Below are 17,023 nucleotides of genomic sequence, written 5' to 3'. Positions count from 1 at the left end.
TCGCCTAGTTGGCCAGCCGGGCGACGAGGAAGTCTACGAACACGCGCACGCGCGCCGGCGTGTTCGTGCCGCCGACGAACACCGCGTGGATCTGCTCGACATCGCCTGGATTGAAGTCCTCCAGTACGGGCACGAGCCGTCCCGCGGCGATGTCGTCGACGACGCTGAACGCGCCGACACGCGCGATTCCGACCGCCGCACACGCAAGCTGACCCAACGTTTCGCCGTTGTTGGCCTCGATATTGCCCCTCACCGACAACGCGATGTCCTGCCCATCGCGGCGGAATGGCCAAACAGGTTCGACGCGACGAAAGTTGAAGTTGAGGCAATTATGCGCGTGCAGGTCTTCGGGGACCGTCGGCGTCCCGCACCGTGCGAGATAGTCGGGCGCCGCGACGATGACGCGGCCGCTTTCGCCCAGCTTGCGCGCGGTCAGCAGGCTGTCGGCCAGCGGACCGAAGCGCACCGCGACGTCCGCTTGCCCGCCCGCGACATCGACGAGCGTATCGGTCAGCGCGAAATCGACCAGGATATGTGGGTACGAACGCGCGAACTCGCCCAGCAGAGGCACGATGCACAACCGCCCATGCGATAGCGCGGCGCTGATCCGCAGCCGCCCCCGCGGCGCACCTTGATCGGCGATCTGCTGCTCCGCGTCGTCCAGGTCGGCAAGAATCCGCCGCGCGGTCTGCAGATAGACCTGCCCCTCGACGGTCGGCGTCAGGGCCCGCGTAGAGCGCAGCAGCAACCGCACGCCAAGCCGTGTCTCGATCCGGTCGATCGACCGCGCCACCGCTGATGGCGTCAGCCCCAGCGCGCGACCAGCCCCCGAGAAACTGCCCTCGCGCATCACCGTCGCGAAGATCTCCAGCGCACGGGCCCGGTCGGCGCCTATCCCGATCTTTGCGTCCACGTCACAAATCCTTCGCCGCCGCATCGTCTAATAAGGGGGCACCATACCGTCCATCTATGCACCAACGCGAACATCGGGGATACGCACATGGACTATCGGCAATTGGGATCATCGGGCTTGCGCGTTCCCGTGTTGAGCTTCGGCACCGCGACCTTCGGCGGCACGGGGCCGTTGTTCGGCGCGTGGGGACGCAGCGACGAGACCGAAGCACGGCGGCTGGTCGATGTCTGCCTGGAAGCGGGCGTGACGTTGTTCGACACCGCCGACGTCTATTCCAACGGCGCCTCGGAGTCCGTGCTCGGCGCGGCGATCAAGGGGCGGTGCGACCGGGTGTTGATCTCGACCAAGACCGGCCTGCCGATGGGTGACGGCCCGCAGGATTGGGGCGCGTCGCGATCGCGGCTGATCCGCGCTGTCGAGGATTCGTTGCGGCGGTTAGGCACCGATTACGTCGACCTACTCCAGCTTCACGCCTTCGATGCATCGACCCCGACGGAGGAGGTGATCGGCACGCTCGACACGCTGATCGCTGCGGGCAAGGTCCGCTATGCGGGCGTGTCCAACTATCCCGGCTGGCAGCTCATGAAGGCGCAAGGCATCGCCGACCGCCACGGCTCGCCGCGGCTGGTCGCGCATCAAGTCTATTACTCGCTGATCGGCCGCGCGTACGAGGCAGACCTGATGCCGCTCGGCGCGGATCAGGGAGTCGGCGCGCTGGTGTGGAGCCCGCTTGGCTGGGGTCGCCTGACCGGCAAGATCGGGCGCGACCGGCCGATCCCCGCGGGCAGCCGCCTGCACGACACCGAACAGTTCGCACCGCCGGTCGAGGCCGAGCATCTCTACCGCGTGATCGACGCGCTCGAGGCGGTCGCGGCGGAGACGGGCAAGACCGTGCCGCAGGTCGCGATCAACTGGCTGTTGCGCCGCCCGACCGTATCGTCCGTCATCATCGGCGCACGTAACGAAGCCCAGTTGCGCGACAATCTAGGGGCGGTCGGCTGGGAACTGACGGCCGCACAGGTCGCTGTGCTCGATACGGCCAGCGATGTGCTGCCGCCCTACCCCCATACGCCCTATCGCCAGCAAGAGGGTTTCGCCCGGCTAAACCCTGCGCTGGTCTGAGGAACGACATCATGAAACTCAATCCCGGCCTGCTGGCCCTCGCCGTCGGCGCGTTCGGCATCGGCGTGACCGAATTCGCGCCGATGGGGCTGCTTCCGGTCATCGCGACCGATCTCGGCGTGTCGATCCCGACCGCGGGATTGCTGATCAGCGCCTATGCGCTCGGCGTCGTCATTGGTGCGCCATTGATGACGTTGACCACCGGGCGGGTGCCGCGGCGAACGTTGCTGATCGCACTCGCCGGTATCTTCACCATCGGCAACCTGCTCGCGGCGGTATCGACCGGCTACGGCATGCTGATGGCCGCACGGATACTGACCTCGTTCAACCACGGCGCGTTCTTCGGCGTCGGGTCGATCGTGGCGGCCAGCCTCGTACCGGCGGAACGACGCGCGGGCGCGGTGGCGGCGATGTTCATGGGGCTGACGATCGCGAACGTCGTCGGCGTGCCGCTCGCGACCTGGGCAGGCGACCATCTCGGCTGGCGCGCGTCGTTCTGGGGCATATCGGCACTCGGCGTGGCGACGATGGCGGCGCTGCGGCTGACGCTGCCGGCTTTGCCTGCGCCCGAGGGCAGCGATGCGATGGCGGAACTGCGCGTACTGACACGGGGCCCCGTGCTCGGCGCGCTGGGCCTGACCGTGGTGGGCGCGAGCGCGATGTTCACCGTGTTCACCTACATCACGCCGATCTTGCGCGAAGTGACCCACGCCTCGCTCGGCTACATTACCGCGATGCTGGTGACCTACGGCCTGGGGCTGACGCTCGGCAACTGGCTCGGCGGCCGTTTCGCCGATCGCTCGGTCGACAAGACGTTGATCGTCACGCTCGCCTCCCTGACGGCAATCCTGATCGTCTTCGCACTGCTAATGCCATTCAAGATTCCGACCGCGATCCTCATCTTCCTCTGGGGTATTGCGAGTTTCGCGCTCGTTCCGCCGCTGCAGATCCGCGTGATGCACGCCGCGGCGGACGCGCCCAACCTCGCATCCGCCATGAACATCGGCGCGTTCAACCTGGGCAATGCGATTGGCGCAGCGGTCGGCGGCGGCGTGATCGCGGCAGGGTTCGGGTATCCGGCGGTGGCGATCGCGGGTGCCGTCTCGTCAGCGCTTGGCCTCGTCGCGGTGATCGTCAGCGTTCGCCGGAATACCGTACGCGATCAACGCCATTCAGCTTCGGCGAGTCCGGTCGAGGTTATGTAGAAGCCGACCCCTGATCGATGCGGACCGAACGCGCATCGCCTGCGTTGTACCGCCGCTATCATCAGGAGACGCGGCATGAACCCGACCGGCAACACCATTCTCATCACCGGCGGCGGGTCGGGTATCGGCGCCGCGCTGGCGCATCGTCTCCACGATGCGGGCAACGCGGTGATCGTTGCCGGCCGACGTCAGGAAGCGCTCGACGAGACGATTGCGGGGCGCGAGAACATGAGCGCGATGACGCTCGACATCGACGATCCCGCCGCGATCGAGGACTTTGCGCAGCGCCTCGTCGCCGAACACCCCGCGCTCAACGTGCTGGTCAACAATGCCGGCATCATGAAGCTGGAGGATATTTCGACCCGCCGCGATCTCGCCGACGCGGAGGCGACGATCGTCACCAACCTGCTCGGGCCGATCAGGCTGACCAACGCGCTGGTCGATCATCTCGTGGGACAGTCCGGCGGCACGATCGTCAACCTGACGTCCGGGCTGGCTTATATCCCGCTGACCACCGCGCCGGTCTATTCCGCGACCAAGGCGGCGATCCACTCCTACACCGTCAGCCTGCGTCGCGCGTTGGACGGCAAGGTCGAGGTCATCGAGATCGTGCCCCCCGGCGTACAAACCAGCCTCACCCCCGGACAGGAGACGCGCTCGGCCTACATGCCGCTGGAGGCGTTTGCGGATGAGGTCATGGCGCTCTGGACACAACAGCCGACGCCGAGCGAGATTCTCGTCGAACGCGTCCGCCCTTTGCGCAATGCCGAAGCCGATCACCGCTTTTCGGAAACGCTCGACCAGTTCAACGAGATGGCCGAGCGCGCACGACGCGGAGACTGATGCTATCGCCTCGACGCCCTCCTGCGACGTCGAGGCACCACTCGTCATTTCTGCTAACTATTCTCAATAGCCTTGATCTGCGTGTCGCGAGCCGATAGGCGGACCTCTGTGAACGCGTCCCGAACTTCCCCGTCGCCTGCGACGACCGCCAAGCGCAAACGCAAGTGGCGAAGCTGGTGGCTCAAGCAATTGCACAGCTGGCACTGGATCAGCGCGGCGCTGTCGCTGACCGCGATGCTGCTGTTCGCGATCACCGGCATCACGCTCAATCATGCGGCATCGATCGGTGCCAAACCGGTCGTCGTGGAGAAAAGCGGGACGTTACCGCGCCCGCTGCTCCACATGCTGAGCGCACCGCATACCGCCGACGCGCCGCTCCCCGTTCCCGTCGCCAAGGCGGTCGCGACCGCAGTCGGGCTCGATCCCGCTGGCAAGCCTGTCGAATGGTCCGATAGCGACGCCTATGTCGCGCTGCCGCGACCCGGCGGCGACGGCTGGGTCAGCATCGCGCGCGCGACCGGCGCGATCACCGCGGAAACCACCGATCGCGGCTGGATCTCGTATCTGAACGACCTGCACAAGGGGCGCAACGCGGGCGCGGCGTGGTTCTGGTTCATTGACGTCTTCGCCGGCGCGTGCATCCTCTTCACACTCACCGGACTCCTGCTGCTGCAACTCCACGCGCGGCACCGGCCCTCGACCTGGCCGATCGTCGCCGCCGGGCTCGCGCTTCCCGTCTTGCTCGCCATCCTGTTCATCCATTGAGGGGTTTCGCCATGCGTCCTACCGCGTTCCTGTTGCTCGGCGGGGCGATCACCGCACCTGCCCTGTTGTCGCCTGCGGTTGCAGCGCCGCCCGGTGCGGTGACGATCACGATCCCGCGGCTCGACGTCGCCGAATATCATCGCCCCTATGTCGCGGTATGGCTCGAGCCGGTCGGCGGCGGCGCGCCGCGGACGCTGGCGGTCTGGTATGATCTCAAGAAGCGCGGCAACGATCCCGGTACCAAATGGCTCGCGGATCTGCGCGCGTGGTGGCGCAAGGGCGGCCGCAGCATGACGATGCCCGCCGACGGCGTCAGCGGGGCGACGCGGACGCCGGGCCAGTACACGATTCCCCTGCCCGCCGACGTCAAGCCCGGCCAGTATGTCCTCAACGTCGAGGCTGCGCGCGAGACCGGCGGTCGCGAACTCGTCTCCGTACCGCTTACCGCCGGAGCCCGCACCACGGGCAAGACCGAGCTCGGCGTCGTCGCCATCTCCGCCCGCTAAGGATCACAGCATGAAGCCTTTTGTTGCACGCCTGATGGCCGCCGCCGCGCTGTTGTCGATCCCCGCCGCACTGTCGGCGCACCGCATGTGGCTGTTGCCCTCGGCCACCGTGTTCTCGGGGACCGATGGCTGGGTCACGGTCGACGCCGCCGTCTCGAACGACCTTTTCTTCTTCGATCACCAACCGCTTCGCCTCGACGCCATGAAGGTCTGGCAGCCCGACGGTAGCGAAGGCATTTTGCAGAACGGCGCGACCGGGCGCTATCGCTCGGTGTTCGACGTGAAGCTCGACAAGCCCGGCACGTGGAAGATCAGCACGCAGATGTCCGCCGTGATGGGCAGCTTCAAGGTCGATGGCGTCGAGAAGCGCCTCGGCGGTCGTCGTGGTCCGCCGCAGCCGAACGCGCCTGCCCCGCTGACCGTCGCCGACATCCCCGCCAACGCGACCGACGTTAAGGTCACCGAGGTGTCGGGCCGCAACGAGATCTTCGTGACCGCGGGCGCGCCGACCACCACCGTCTTCAAGCCGACCGGCAAGGGCCTGGAATTCGCACCGATCACGCACCCCGACGAACTGGTCGCGGGCGAGACCGCCAAGTTCCGCTTCCTGGTCGACGGCAAACCCGCTGCGGGGCTGAAGGTGACAGTGATCCCAGGCGGCAAGCGCTATCGCAACGACGAGGGCGCACGCGAGCTGACCACCGGCGCTGACGGCGTGCTCAGCGTCTCGTGGCCGACCGCCGGGATGTACTGGCTCAACGCCACGCTGACCGACGCCAAGGCAACCAGCCCGCGCGCGACCGAGCGGCGGATGAGTTACGTCACGACGCTCGAAGTCCTCACGCCCTGAGGCGTTCGGCATGAGTTTGGCGGCATGAGAATCGCGCTGCCGCCGACGATCGACGCCGCAGCGTTCGCGGCGCGCGATCCGTCGGCGGTGGTGCTCGATCTCCGCGGCGAGACGATGGGGACGTCGTGGAGCGTACGCTTCGCTGCGCCCGCCGGCACCGATCCGTCGTCGATCCGGTCCGCGATCATCGCGCGGCTGGCCGAGCTCGTCGCGGAGATGAGCCACTGGGCACCGAACTCGCTCCTGTCCCGCTTCAACCGGTCGCCGAGCGGCACCTGGACGACGCTCCCACCCGACTTCGCGCACGTCATGACGCGCGGCCTGGCGATCGCCAAGATAACCGGCGGCGCGTTCGATCCGGCGATCGGCAAGCTCGTCGATGCCTGGGGTTTCGGCCCCGTCCCCGTCGCTTGCCCCCCGAGCACACCCGAAATCGAGACGGCGCGCGCGACATCGGGCTGGTCCCGGATCTCGTTCGCCGCCACCGGCGCGCACCTCCGCCAACCCGGCGGCACCGCGCTCGACCTGTCGGGGATCGCCAAGGGCCACGCGGTCGACGCCATCGCCGACCTCTTGCACGACGCCGGCATCCCGAACGCACTGGTCGAGATCGGCGGCGAACTCGTCGGTCGCGGGATCAAGCCGGACGGCGAGCCCTGGTGGGTCGACCTCGAAAGCCCACCGGGCCTGACACTCCCCCCGCTCCGGATCGCGCTGCACGGCCAAGCGGTAGCAACCTCCGGCGACTACCGCCGCGGCGCGCACACGCTGGATCCACGCACCGGACGCCCGATCGACACCGCCGTAGTCTCCGCCAGCGTCATTCACGAGACTGCGCTCGACGCCGACGCCTGGGCAACCGCACTCACCGTCCTCGGCCCAAACGGCTTCGACCTCGCGCACAATCACGGCATCGCCGCCCGCCTCGTCACCGAAATCGACGGCACCGCCCGCGAATCCCTGACTCCCGCACTCGCCGCGATGCTCGCAGACTGACGGCTAGAACCGAACGTCCCTGTTTCCCCGCGAAGGCGGGGACCCAGACTGGACTCCCGCCTTCGCGGGAGAACAAGCTTAACTGCGTCGGATTGCACCGTCCCACCTCTGAGTAACTCCACCCCACGACGCTACCCGATCCCGCCCTCGCGCGTTACCAAAGCCAATGACCGACGCGCTCCCCCCCGCCATCCCCGCCGCGACGCTCGTCATCTTCCGCGACACGCCAGCCGGTCCCCCGGAACTGCTGATGGTCGAGCGGGCCAAGGCGATGGCGTTCGCGGGCGGCGCACTGGTATTCCCCGGCGGCCGCGTCGATCCCGGCGACCATGCGCTGGCGGCTCTGCTCGGCCACCCCGACGACGAAACCGCCGCGCGCATCGCCGCGATCCGCGAGACGATAGAGGAGGCCGGCCTGCCGATCGGCCTGTCACCGATGCCCTCCATCCAGGCTTTCGAGCAGTTGCGCGCCGCCCTTCACGCCGGAACCGCGTTCGGCGCAGCATTGGCGGACGCAGGCACATCCCTCGACCTCGAAACGCTGGAGTATTTCGCCCGCTGGCGGCCAGCGCACGCCCACGCACGCATCTTCGACACGCGCTTCTATCTCGCCCGCCGGCCCGCCGAAGCCCCTGCGGCGCGGGTCGACGAGACCGAAAACGTCCGCCTGTTCTGGGCAACCGCCGCGCACATTCTCGCCGAGACCGACTCCGGACGCGCGACGATCATCTTCCCGACCCGCCGCAATCTCGAACGCCTCGCGAAGTTCACCGATTTCGACGCCGCAGTCGCTGACGCCCGCGCGCACCCGATCCGCACCGTCACGCCGTGGACCGAGATACGCGACGGCGTCGAGCATCTCTGCATCCCCGACGACCTCGGCTATCCGGTAACGTCGGAGCCGATGTCGGACGCGGTGCGCGGCTGACATGCGCGCGGTGCGGAGGACGATCGGGTGGCTGGTGGCGCTGGTCGTCATCGCGACGTTGGCGCTGATGCTGTGGGCTAGCCTGCGCGGCCGGCCGCGGGACGTGCCCTGGGCGCCACTCGATCTCGGCCAGCCGATCGGACTGTTCACGGGCCGCAAGCTCACCGCGCTGACCAAGGATTTTCCGCAATGCCGCGCGCTGCTCGACCGCGCCGGCGTCCGCTACACCGTCCTGCCGCCACGCAAGGGCGACGGGCAATGCGGCTATGCCGACGGCGTGCGCCTGACCGGCGGCGCCCGAAAGATCGCCTTCGCACCTGCCGGGTTAGGCGTCGCCTGTCCGGTCGCCGCGGCACTGGCGATGTGGGAATGGGACATCGTCCAGCCTGCCGCCGAACGCCACATCGGCGCACGCGTCGCGACGATCGATCATTTCGGCAGCTATAGTTGCCGCCGCATCGCCGGCAGCCATTCGAGCAACTGGAGCGAACACGCGACCGCCGACGCGGTCGACATCGCCGGTTTCCGCCTGACCGACGGCACCCGCATCACCGTCGCGCGAGACTGGAAGGGCGACGCCCCCAAAGCCGCATTTCTCCGCGACGTCCGCGACGGCGCGTGCCAGCTGTTCGCGACGACGCTGTCCCCCGACTACAATGCCGCGCATGCCGACCACCTGCATCTCGACCAGGCGAACCGCGGCGCAACCCGCTGGCGCGCGTGCCGGTAGTTTGGCGAGAGAGAACCTATCCTCCCCCGCAAGGGGGAGGTGGCTGGCGCTTGCCAGACGGAGGGGGAGGAAAGCGCTACCCCCCGCTTCGTGTCCTCCCCCTCCGTCGCCTACGGCGCCACCTCCCCCTGGCGGGGGAGGATCAGCAGGGGTCAGCTCGCCAAGGTCGTCCCCGAATCCACCTTCTCGACCCAATACGGAAAGAACGCCGGCTGCCGGTTCGACCAGCCCGACGCGGTCGCCGCCGCCTCGCTGATCGACTGGAGCAGCTTTCGCCGCAGTTCCGGATGCAGATGCGGCAGCGCCGCCGCCGCGCAGAACGCCGAGGGCAGCCAGGGCCGGACCTCAGCCCCGATCAACCGCTCGTACAGGAACCGCAACGCCGAGAAACTCGTCAGCCGCCCCTGCCCCAGGTCGAACGCAACCAGCGTCATCAACGGCGCCAGGAACGGCTCGATCGCATCGAGGCCGCTATCGTCCGGCACCATCGCGCGCAGATCGGGGAGGTTGTTGTACAGCCGTGCCTGCGCCCGTATGCTTGCCGCCTCGACCACGTCGCGCGACCAGCGCTGCATCGCATCCTCGCGGTCCAGGCCCACGTCGAGCGAACGCCGGATATACCGCTGCGTCGAACTCGGAAAAGCCGCGAATTCCTTCATCTCGGCGAGGGTCATCGACCCCTGTGCCGGTTTCATTCTGGAAGCCATGTCGTCACCCCGCTCTCGTCAAGGAACCGGCAGACTATGCGCTCGGATGGTTAACAACGACCCTATCGCGCGTCATCTTTCCGTAACACCAAGCGACCATGAAAGCTGTTGCGCTGCAACAAGGCTGCGACGAACCGAACGAAACCAAGCGATTTGATCGTCTTGCGAGGCGTTTGGGCAACAAAAAAGCGCCGGTCGTTGCCGACCGACGCCCGTTCGTTGAGCAGATGCTAAGGGTTACGCCTGCTTTTCGCGCAGCGCCCGCTCGGCATCCTCGTCATAACCCGACGACTTCGCCGGCTCGGTGCCTGACCCCGGCTGGGTCGCCGAAATCGGATCGCTGCCGTCCATCGACTCGTCGAGCCCGTTGTCGAGACGTGCGTCAGCGCTGTCCGGGTTCTTCTGCAGGCGCTTGCCGATCGACTTGTCCTGTCCCGCTTCCTGGCGTGGATCGCGACCCGAGCTCTTGCCCTCGGCATCCTTGTCGTCGGGCGCTACGGACAGGCTATCCAGCGCGCTCTTGTCTATGTCGGTCATTGCGACGTCCCTTTTTAATCTTGGCGATGACCAACGGTCGAAGCGAAGTTTGTTTCCCGGCGACGGGCCCCGGGAAGCGGCTCAATCGAGCGGCGTCACCTTGACCGTCTGCTCCCACAGATACGCCTGCCCAAACACCGTCATGAACGCGATATCGGTCGCATCACGCCCCACACAAACACGTGCGATATCGCTGCACGTCGCCATCTTGGTCGCATCGATCAACCGCCAGTCGCCCGCCAGCCACAGCTCCGCGACCGCATGGAAGTCGGGCGGATCGACCCCCGGCGCATAGGCCGATACACACCGCGCCGGGATCCCACCCGCGCGCGCGAGCGATACCAGCAGATGCGAATAATCCCGACACACCCCCGAGCGCGACGCAAACGTATCGAGCGCGGTCGTCTCCCCGCTGCTCGATCCACAGCGATAGTCGAGCGACTGGTACACCCACTCGGTCAACGCGGCCGCGAGCGGACCGCCTTCCAGCCCGCCGAACTCGCGCGCGACGAACCCCTCGAACCGATCCGACGGACAATAACGGCTCGGCATCAGATACGGCGTCAGTTCGCCATCGAGCATCCGCGGCGGCGTCGCCGGATACAGCTCGAGCTGCACCCGCTCGCGTTTTACCGCGACGATGGCCTTATACTCGGCCGTGAACCGCCCATGTCCGCGCGACCAGCAACGCTGCCCGATCCCGTCTTCGCCACGCACCGCCCGGATTGGACTGTCGGACCACAAGGTAAGGGACTCGGACTCGATCTGCTGGTCGGCCATCGCCGCAGCCTCGATCTGGAGGAGCACATCGGCGTCCCCGGTGATCCCGTAATCCAGACGCACGTCGATCGAGAGCCGCATTGCGCGTCCCATTCCTGTCCCGAGGCCAAAAGAAAAGGGCCCGGCGGTGTCCCGCCGAGCCCTGCGTTCGTCACACCCTTAGCGGGAGTTAGTTGCGGCTGCTACCAAACAGACGCAGCACGAACATGAACATGTTGATGAAGTCGAGGTACAGGCTCAGCGCCGACATGATGACGACCTTGCCGACCATGTCCGTGCCGGCAACCTGCCCATACAGGCTCTTGGTACGCTGCGTGTCGTAGGCGGTGAGGCCCGCGAACAGCAGCACGCCGACGCCGCTGATAACCAGCTGCATCACGCCCGACTGCAGGAACATGTTGATCAGGCTCGCGACCAGCAGGCCGACGACACCGATGATCAGGAACGTCCCGAACGCCGACAGGTCGCGCTTGGTGGTGTAGCCGTACAGGCTGAGACCAGCGAAACCGGCTGCGGTGGCGAAGAACGCGCCCGCGATCGACGTGCCGCTATAGACCAGGAAGATGGTCGACATCGACAAGCCCATCAGGACGGCAAAGCCCCAGAAGAGCATCTGCATCGTGCCGGTCGACATCTTGTTCTGGCCGTAGCTCATGCCAAACACGATCGCGAGCGGCGAGAACATGATGACGTACTTCAGGATGCCGCCGCTCATGAACACCTGTGCGGCGGGCGACTCTGCGCCGCCCCATGCGAACAGCATCGCGACGATGCCCGTCAGCAGGACAGCCGAGCCCATGTAGTTATACACGGACAGCATGTACGACCGAAGACCAGCGTCATAGGCCTCGGTACGCTGGCCCGTGGCCGTCGTTCCGAACGGCGCGGCGCGGGGCCGGGGGTCAGACCAATTAGCCATGGTGAAATCAGCTCCTTTGTCCGGCATGGTGCCGGTTACGGTGAATATCGTCTTTTACAGGACGCTTTTCAAGCAGAGTGGTTGCATCGGCATGGTGGTTCGCGGTTAACCTGCCGCAATCCATGATCCGCCTTTTCGTCGCCCTCCGCCCGCCGCCCGCTATCCGTCAGAGCTTGCTCGACATAATGGAGGGCGTGCCGTCCGCGCGCTGGCAGGACGAGGAGCAACTGCATGTGACGCTGCGCTTCATCGGCGAGGTCGAACGACCGGTCGCGGAGGACGTCGCGGTCGCTTTGAGCCAGATCGTCGCGCCGGTCCCGAGCGTCGCGCTCACCGGAGTCGGCCGGTTCGAGAAGCGCGGACGGACCGATACGCTCTGGGCCGGCGTGACGCCCCCCGGCGCGCTCGCCGCGCTCCACCGCAAGGTCGACCAGGCGTGCGTCCGCGCCGGCCTCCCGCCCGAACATCGCGCCTATCTCCCGCACATCACCGTCGCGCGGCTGGCGCGGTCGGCGGGTGTCGGGTTCGCGATCGAGGACTGGCTTGCAACACATGCCGCACTGTCCAGCGCGCCCTTCCCGCTACCCCATCTCGTGCTGTACCAGAGCCATCTCGGCCGCGACGGCGCGACGTACGAACCGGTCGCACGCTGGGCGCTCGATACCGGGGGTGGAACCTGAGCCACGGCGAAGGGTTCGCCAAGAGACAACAGGGAGAGACATTATGCGGATTGCGACACTGGCACTGCTCGGCGCGGCGACGATCGGGCTGACCGCCTGCGAGAAGACTGGCATGGAGACTGGTGCCCCCGTATCCGGCGGGCAGCGCGCCACGGCAACGCTCCAGACCGCGACCGGCAGCGATGTCGGCCGCGCCACCGCCACCGAAGTCGCGGGCGGCCTCCGCTTCACGCTCGACGCCAAGGCGATGCCCCCCGGCACGCACGGCGCGCACATCCACATGGTCGGCCGCTGCGACGCCCCCGACTTCACGACCGCGGGCGGCCACTGGAACCCGACAGGCATGAAGCACGGCAGCATGAACCCACAGGGTCCTCACGAAGGCGACCTGCCCAACCTCGTCATCGGCACCGACGGCCGCGGCACGATCGGCATCACGATCCCCGGCGCGACGATGGCGGGCCTGATAGATACGGACGGCTCGGCCTTCGTGGTGCACGCGGGTCCGGACGACTTGATGACCGACCCAGCCGGTAACAGCGGCGGGCGGATCGCCTGCGGTGTGTTCCAGGCGGGGTGAGTGCGTGGCCCCTCCTAATTTTCAGGAGGGGCACATTCGCCTGCGCAACGTCCGTTCGTGCTGAGTAGAGACCGAACAGTCGCCGAAGGCGGCGTATCGAGGGCTCGTATCGAAGCACGTTTTTCGCGCACTGACCCGCCCCCATCTCCGTTCGCCCTGAGCGAAGTCGAAGGGTCTACCGCAAGCGTAGGTGTCTCGACTTCGCTCAGGGCGAACGGAAGGGTGTGACGAGATAAGTTCGACAGGAGCGGTTAAATCCCCTCCCCCGCCGCCCGAGCCCTAGCCTCCCGCGTAGCCTCAGCCCCAGGCGCCAACCGATACGCAGCCACCGCACACGCCAAAGTAATCGGCGTCACCACCAGCAATGACAGCATCCCGATCGACAGGCTCCCGGTCAGCGTCGACACCCGCCCCGCCATGTACGGCCCGAGCGCCAACCCGATCAGCGTCGTCCCGATGAAGAACGTCGCCGTCGCCGTCCCCCGCATCCGCGGCAAGACCATGTCCTGCGTGGTCGCCGCCGCCGCCCCCAGCGCACACGATGCGGTCAACTGCGCAAAGAAGATCCCCGCATAGAACGCGACCGGAGACGACGCGGTGAAGGCCAGGATCAGGAACGGCACCGGCACAACCGCACCAAAGATCACCACCCACAACCGCCCCGCCGGATTCCCTTGCCGCAACCGATCCGACACCACGCCACCGATCGTCAGCCCAAGAAACCCCGCGGTCGCGCCAAGGCTGCCGATCATGAACCCCGCCGACGCCGGCGTCGCACCAAGCTCGCGCAACGCATAGGGCGCCGCCCAGAAACTCGCGGCATAGCTCAGGAACGCGTTCAACCCGTACGCGACGACCGTGCACAGGAACGCCGGCGTCCCCACGATCAGCGCAAACGTCGGCGGATCGCGCCGCTTCAGCGCCGACGCCCACGAGAACACCGCGTACACGCCGATCCCGATCGCCACCCATTGCGGCCAGGGCTCGCCCGCCGCGACCACCCCCGACACCGCCGCGACCACCAGCGCGAGCGCAACCAGATTATACCCCAGCGCCCGCGCTCCCCCCATCGCCGCGCCGATCAAGGTCAGCGGCGGCACGATCGTCACCAGTTCGGCCCCGAACGCGCGAAACGGCGCGGGATGCTTCTCCGGTTCGGGCAAGCCCTCGACCAGCCCGCGGATCGGCTCCTTCAACGTCGCGATCCAGACCGCGAGCAACAGCCCCGGCACGCCGACCGCCATGAACGCCGCCTGCCAGCCGACCAGCCCGAGCGGGCCGCCTCCGGGATAGGCCTTGTTCCAGCCCTGCACGATCAGCCCGCCGATGAACAGCGAACAGCCGCCGCCCACGTACAACCCCGCGGAATAGATCGACAACGCGGTCGCACGCAGCCGCTTGGGGAAATAGTCGGAGATGATCGAGTATGCCGAAGGACTAGCGGTTGCCTCGCCGATCCCGACGCCGATCCGCGCGGCGGCAAGATGTCCGCCGGTCTTCGAAAAGCCCGATAGCGCGGTCATCACCGACCACAGCGACAACCCGATCGTCATCAGCCTGACGCGGTGCCAATTGTCCGCCAGCCGCCCGAGCGGGATCCCGAACAGCGAATAGAACACCCCGAACGCGGTGCCGTACAGGAACCCCAGATCCTGGTCCTTGAGCCCCAGGTCGCGCTTGATGTCCTCCGCCAGGATCGAGATGATCTGCCGGTCGACGAAGTTCAGGACATAGACGAGAAACAGGATCGACAACACGTACCAGGCGTATCGCGATGCGCCTTTCTCCGGCTCGCCCATAACGGTTTCGGCGTTCGCCATGATCCCCCCTCGATGTTTTTCGAGCTATGGGTATCAGAGGCAACAAGAGAGAAACAGCGCTTTCTGTAGGCTCGGGTACGCCAGAGCGAGCGGCGCACGTCTACCTCAGTGCGACCCGATCCGCCCGCGACGAAGCGCGCCCTGTTCCAGTCGCTGCAACAGCGTCTCGATCGTCGGCGGCGTAGTCGGCTCGGCCTGCGCACGCAGAGGCCGGGCAATCGGCGTCGGCGCGCTGACCTCCTCCACCGGTTGTGACGTTTCGACGACCGGTGGCTCGACCGGCTTCGGCACAGGCGCGGTCACGAACGTGTCCGGCTCGGCGGTCGGCGACATTTCGATCACCGGCGCGACCATCGTTGGCTGCGCCAGCGGCGCGACCGGCCGGGCCGGCTCCATCGGCACCGGCCGCATCGCCTTCGGATCATAGGCGGCCAGCGGCAGGTCGAGATCGGCGGGAATAGCCCGTTCATCGCGCGCGGCCCCATCGGCCGAACCCGCGACGCCAACCTCCATCAACGGCGTACCGAGATCGGCCGCCGACATCGGCTTGCGCGGCGGTGCGTCGGGATGTGCGTCGGCGCGGCGGATCACCGGCACGCCGTCCTCTCGCGGTCGCGTACCAGCGAACACCCCACCCGGCCCGAACAGCAGGTACAGCGACGACCACAGGATCGCCGCGACCAACGCCCCCGCCCCCAGCGCGAGTATCGCGCGCGCCGTCGCCCCGAGCGGCGGTGCCGCCATCGGGATCAGCGCCGCGATACCCGTATCCGATACGAACGCTTCCAGCGCATCGCCCGACGACAGCATCACGCCCGCCGCCGCGATCACGCCCCCGGCAATCGCACCGACGATCGGCACCAGACGATTCAGATTGCCGCGCTGCAAAGTCCGAAGAGCAAACTCTGCCATTAATTTTCCCGCACCGCGGCCGCGATCAGCCGTTCATAGACTGGAGCATAACGGCGAATGTTTGACGACCAGTTACGCTCTTCCTGGACGAAAGCACGCCCCCGTGCGCGCCGTTCGTCCCACCCCGACCGATCCGCGAACATCCCCGCGAGCGCCTCTGCAATCGCGCCCGGATCGTCGGGCGAAAACAGCGTGCCGGTATCGCCGTCGCGGATCAGTTCGCGGTGGCCGCCGACGTCCGAGGCCGCGACCAGCCGCCCCTGCGCCATCGCCTCCAGCGGCTTCAGCGGCGTGACCAGATCGGTCAGCCGCATGCGCTTGCGTGGATAGGCGAGGATGTGCACGAGCCCGTAATAGCGCTCGACCTCCTGGTGCGGCACCCGCCCGACGAAGCGGATCGCATCCGCCACCGGCGAAGCTTCCGCCTGCGCCCGCAACGCCGCCTCCATCGGCCCGCCGCCGACCATCAACAGCCGCGCTTTGGGCCGCAACGCCACCAGGGCAGGCATCGCCGCGATCAGGTCGTCGAGCCCTTCGTAATCGTAGAAGCTGCCGATGAACCCGACGACGTCGGCACCGTCGAGGCCCAGTTCAGCCCCAAGTGCATCGTCACGCGGCGGCGCGTTGCCGAACAGGTCGAGGTCGACGCCGTTGGGCGACACCATGATCTTGTCCCCCGCGATGCCCCGCGCAATGAGGTCGCCGCGCAAGCCTTCGCAGATCACCGCAACCGCATCCGCTCGCCGCACCGCCCACGTCTCCAGCGCCCGCGTCGCCCGATACCGCAACGACGTCGCGGTACCCGTCCCGTTGCCGACAGCCGCATCCTCCCAGAACGCCCGGATCTCGTAGACCAGCGGCAGGTTCCGCTTGCGCGCGACGATCAGCGCGCCGAGCGCATCGATTACCGGCGAATGCGCGTGGAGGATGTCGGGCTTGAAGGCATCGACCGCCGAATCGATCCGCTTGGCGAACGCCGCGATCCCGACGACCTCGCCGACCGGCCCCGGCTTCAAGTCCGTATCCGTACGGTGGAAGGTCAGCCCGTCGACCGAGTCAACCGAAGCAGGCGCGACACCGTGCCGCGGACCCGTCACCGCAGCCACGGTCCAGCCGAGCGCCTCCTGCGCCTTGAGGATCGCCCGCGTGCGGAACGTGTAGCCACTTTGCAGCGGCAGGCCATGATCGAGGATATGAAGGATACGCATCGTGCTATCCCCCTGCCACAGA

The 17,023-nt window shown here is 67.2% G+C and carries 19 protein-coding genes; 11 read left to right on the top strand and 8 right to left on the bottom strand.

The window, feature by feature from the left end:
• Window positions 1-4 precede the first annotated feature (4 nt).
• Window positions 5-913, bottom strand: coding sequence for a LysR family transcriptional regulator (locus C8J25_RS10270; protein ID WP_107954360.1), 909 nt, complete (start codon window positions 911-913; stop codon window positions 5-7).
• Between the two features lie 87 nt (window positions 914-1,000).
• Between C8J25_RS10270 and C8J25_RS10265 the strand changes: the two genes are divergently transcribed.
• The 9 genes from C8J25_RS10265 to C8J25_RS10225 all read left to right on the top strand — a co-directional run bounded on the left by C8J25_RS10265 (window position 1,001) and on the right by C8J25_RS10225 (window position 8,858).
• Entirely contained in the window at window positions 1,001-2,035 is a 1,035-nt protein-coding gene (locus tag C8J25_RS10265; protein ID WP_107954359.1) for an aldo/keto reductase, read from the top strand.
• Between the two features lie 11 nt (window positions 2,036-2,046).
• Window positions 2,047-3,240, top strand: a complete 1,194-nt coding sequence (locus C8J25_RS10260; RefSeq protein WP_107954358.1) for an MFS transporter — start codon at window positions 2,047-2,049, stop codon at window positions 3,238-3,240.
• Window positions 3,241-3,315: 75 nt separating this feature from the next.
• On the top strand, window positions 3,316-4,083 hold the full coding sequence (locus C8J25_RS10255) for an SDR family oxidoreductase (RefSeq protein WP_107954357.1): 768 nt from the start codon (window positions 3,316-3,318) through the stop codon (window positions 4,081-4,083).
• Between the two features lie 108 nt (window positions 4,084-4,191).
• Window positions 4,192-4,848, top strand: a complete 657-nt coding sequence (locus tag C8J25_RS10250) for a PepSY-associated TM helix domain-containing protein (RefSeq protein WP_107954356.1) — start codon at window positions 4,192-4,194, stop codon at window positions 4,846-4,848.
• An 11-nt stretch (window positions 4,849-4,859) separates the two neighbouring features.
• Window positions 4,860-5,354, top strand: coding sequence for a DUF2271 domain-containing protein (locus tag C8J25_RS10245; protein WP_107954355.1), 495 nt, complete (start codon window positions 4,860-4,862; stop codon window positions 5,352-5,354).
• A gap of 10 nt (window positions 5,355-5,364) precedes the next feature.
• On the top strand, window positions 5,365-6,204 hold the full coding sequence (locus C8J25_RS10240) for a DUF4198 domain-containing protein (protein ID WP_107954354.1): 840 nt from the start codon (window positions 5,365-5,367) through the stop codon (window positions 6,202-6,204).
• Between the two features lie 24 nt (window positions 6,205-6,228).
• A complete protein-coding gene (locus C8J25_RS10235; RefSeq protein ID WP_244186972.1) occupies window positions 6,229-7,200 on the top strand; it encodes an FAD:protein FMN transferase in 972 nt (323 codons plus the stop codon).
• A 166-nt stretch (window positions 7,201-7,366) separates the two neighbouring features.
• Window positions 7,367-8,128 carry an NUDIX hydrolase gene (locus tag C8J25_RS10230; protein WP_107954353.1) on the top strand — a complete coding sequence of 254 codons (762 nt, stop codon included), beginning with the start codon at window positions 7,367-7,369 and terminating at the stop codon, window positions 8,126-8,128.
• 1 nt (window position 8,129) lies between these two features.
• Window positions 8,130-8,858, top strand: a complete 729-nt coding sequence (locus tag C8J25_RS10225) for an extensin-like domain-containing protein (RefSeq protein WP_107954352.1) — start codon at window positions 8,130-8,132, stop codon at window positions 8,856-8,858.
• 152 nt (window positions 8,859-9,010) lie between these two features.
• On the opposite strand, the gene C8J25_RS10220 is transcribed toward C8J25_RS10225, so the two are convergent.
• The 4 genes from C8J25_RS10220 to C8J25_RS10205 form a co-directional block, all read right to left on the bottom strand.
• Window positions 9,011-9,565, bottom strand: coding sequence for a hypothetical protein (locus C8J25_RS10220; RefSeq protein ID WP_056065323.1), 555 nt, complete (start codon window positions 9,563-9,565; stop codon window positions 9,011-9,013).
• A 237-nt stretch (window positions 9,566-9,802) separates the two neighbouring features.
• Window positions 9,803-10,102: a hypothetical protein gene (locus C8J25_RS10215; RefSeq protein ID WP_056051272.1), complete on the bottom strand. Its 300-nt coding sequence runs from the start codon at window positions 10,100-10,102 to the stop codon at window positions 9,803-9,805.
• Between the two features lie 81 nt (window positions 10,103-10,183).
• Window positions 10,184-10,963, bottom strand: a complete 780-nt coding sequence (locus tag C8J25_RS10210) for a transglutaminase-like domain-containing protein (RefSeq protein ID WP_107954351.1) — start codon at window positions 10,961-10,963, stop codon at window positions 10,184-10,186.
• Window positions 10,964-11,051: 88 nt separating this feature from the next.
• Window positions 11,052-11,801, bottom strand: a complete 750-nt coding sequence (locus C8J25_RS10205) for a Bax inhibitor-1/YccA family protein (protein ID WP_107954350.1) — start codon at window positions 11,799-11,801, stop codon at window positions 11,052-11,054.
• 122 nt (window positions 11,802-11,923) lie between these two features.
• On the opposite strand from C8J25_RS10205, the gene thpR reads away from it, so the two are divergent.
• Together thpR and C8J25_RS10195 are read left to right on the top strand one after the other, a co-directional pair.
• Window positions 11,924-12,481 (top strand): RNA 2',3'-cyclic phosphodiesterase, encoded by a 558-nt coding sequence (gene thpR, locus C8J25_RS10200; RefSeq protein WP_107954349.1) that lies wholly within the window; start codon window positions 11,924-11,926, stop codon window positions 12,479-12,481.
• 43 nt (window positions 12,482-12,524) lie between these two features.
• A complete protein-coding gene (locus C8J25_RS10195) occupies window positions 12,525-13,061 on the top strand; it encodes a superoxide dismutase family protein (protein ID WP_107954348.1) in 537 nt (178 codons plus the stop codon).
• 251 nt (window positions 13,062-13,312) lie between these two features.
• On the opposite strand, the gene C8J25_RS10190 is transcribed toward C8J25_RS10195, so the two are convergent.
• From C8J25_RS10190 to C8J25_RS10180, 3 genes are all read right to left on the bottom strand, one after another.
• A complete protein-coding gene (locus C8J25_RS10190) occupies window positions 13,313-14,881 on the bottom strand; it encodes a spinster family MFS transporter (protein ID WP_107954347.1) in 1,569 nt (522 codons plus the stop codon).
• A 105-nt stretch (window positions 14,882-14,986) separates the two neighbouring features.
• Complete coding sequence (locus C8J25_RS20725) at window positions 14,987-15,793, bottom strand: hypothetical protein (protein WP_167397701.1); 807 nt, start codon at window positions 15,791-15,793, stop codon at window positions 14,987-14,989.
• On the bottom strand, window positions 15,793-17,001 hold the full coding sequence (locus tag C8J25_RS10180; RefSeq protein WP_107954346.1) for a TIGR04063 family PEP-CTERM/XrtA system glycosyltransferase: 1,209 nt from the start codon (window positions 16,999-17,001) through the stop codon (window positions 15,793-15,795). The genes C8J25_RS20725 and C8J25_RS10180 overlap by 1 nt, the downstream gene beginning before the upstream one ends.
• Window positions 17,002-17,023: the final 22 nt, after the last annotated feature.

The organism is Sphingomonas faeni, assembly GCF_003053745.1.
Lineage (GTDB): Bacteria > Pseudomonadota > Alphaproteobacteria > Sphingomonadales > Sphingomonadaceae > Sphingomonas > Sphingomonas faeni.
Note: the sequence above shows the minus strand (reverse complement) of the source record. Positions and strands in the feature narration are given on the sequence as shown.

Coding starts and splice junctions, on each gene's coding strand:
- C8J25_RS10265 (WP_107954359.1), top strand. CDS start 1,001: ATGGACTATCGGCAATTGGGATCATCGGGCTTGCGCGTTCCCGTGTTG.
- C8J25_RS10260 (WP_107954358.1), top strand. CDS start 2,047: ATGAAACTCAATCCCGGCCTGCTGGCCCTCGCCGTCGGCGCGTTCGGC.
- C8J25_RS10255 (WP_107954357.1), top strand. CDS start 3,316: ATGAACCCGACCGGCAACACCATTCTCATCACCGGCGGCGGGTCGGGT.
- C8J25_RS10245 (WP_107954355.1), top strand. CDS start 4,860: ATGCGTCCTACCGCGTTCCTGTTGCTCGGCGGGGCGATCACCGCACCT.
- C8J25_RS10240 (WP_107954354.1), top strand. CDS start 5,365: ATGAAGCCTTTTGTTGCACGCCTGATGGCCGCCGCCGCGCTGTTGTCG.
- C8J25_RS10235 (WP_244186972.1), top strand. CDS start 6,229: ATGAGAATCGCGCTGCCGCCGACGATCGACGCCGCAGCGTTCGCGGCG.
- C8J25_RS10230 (WP_107954353.1), top strand. CDS start 7,367: ATGACCGACGCGCTCCCCCCCGCCATCCCCGCCGCGACGCTCGTCATC.
- C8J25_RS10225 (WP_107954352.1), top strand. CDS start 8,130: ATGCGCGCGGTGCGGAGGACGATCGGGTGGCTGGTGGCGCTGGTCGTC.
- C8J25_RS10220 (WP_056065323.1), bottom strand. CDS start 9,565: ATGGCTTCCAGAATGAAACCGGCACAGGGGTCGATGACCCTCGCCGAG.
- C8J25_RS10215 (WP_056051272.1), bottom strand. CDS start 10,102: ATGACCGACATAGACAAGAGCGCGCTGGATAGCCTGTCCGTAGCGCCC.
- C8J25_RS10210 (WP_107954351.1), bottom strand. CDS start 10,963: ATGCGGCTCTCGATCGACGTGCGTCTGGATTACGGGATCACCGGGGAC.
- C8J25_RS10205 (WP_107954350.1), bottom strand. CDS start 11,801: ATGGCTAATTGGTCTGACCCCCGGCCCCGCGCCGCGCCGTTCGGAACG.
- thpR (WP_107954349.1), top strand. CDS start 11,924: ATGATCCGCCTTTTCGTCGCCCTCCGCCCGCCGCCCGCTATCCGTCAG.
- C8J25_RS10195 (WP_107954348.1), top strand. CDS start 12,525: ATGCGGATTGCGACACTGGCACTGCTCGGCGCGGCGACGATCGGGCTG.
- C8J25_RS10190 (WP_107954347.1), bottom strand. CDS start 14,881: ATGGCGAACGCCGAAACCGTTATGGGCGAGCCGGAGAAAGGCGCATCG.
- C8J25_RS20725 (WP_167397701.1), bottom strand. CDS start 15,793: ATGGCAGAGTTTGCTCTTCGGACTTTGCAGCGCGGCAATCTGAATCGT.
- C8J25_RS10180 (WP_107954346.1), bottom strand. CDS start 17,001: ATGCGTATCCTTCATATCCTCGATCATGGCCTGCCGCTGCAAAGTGGC.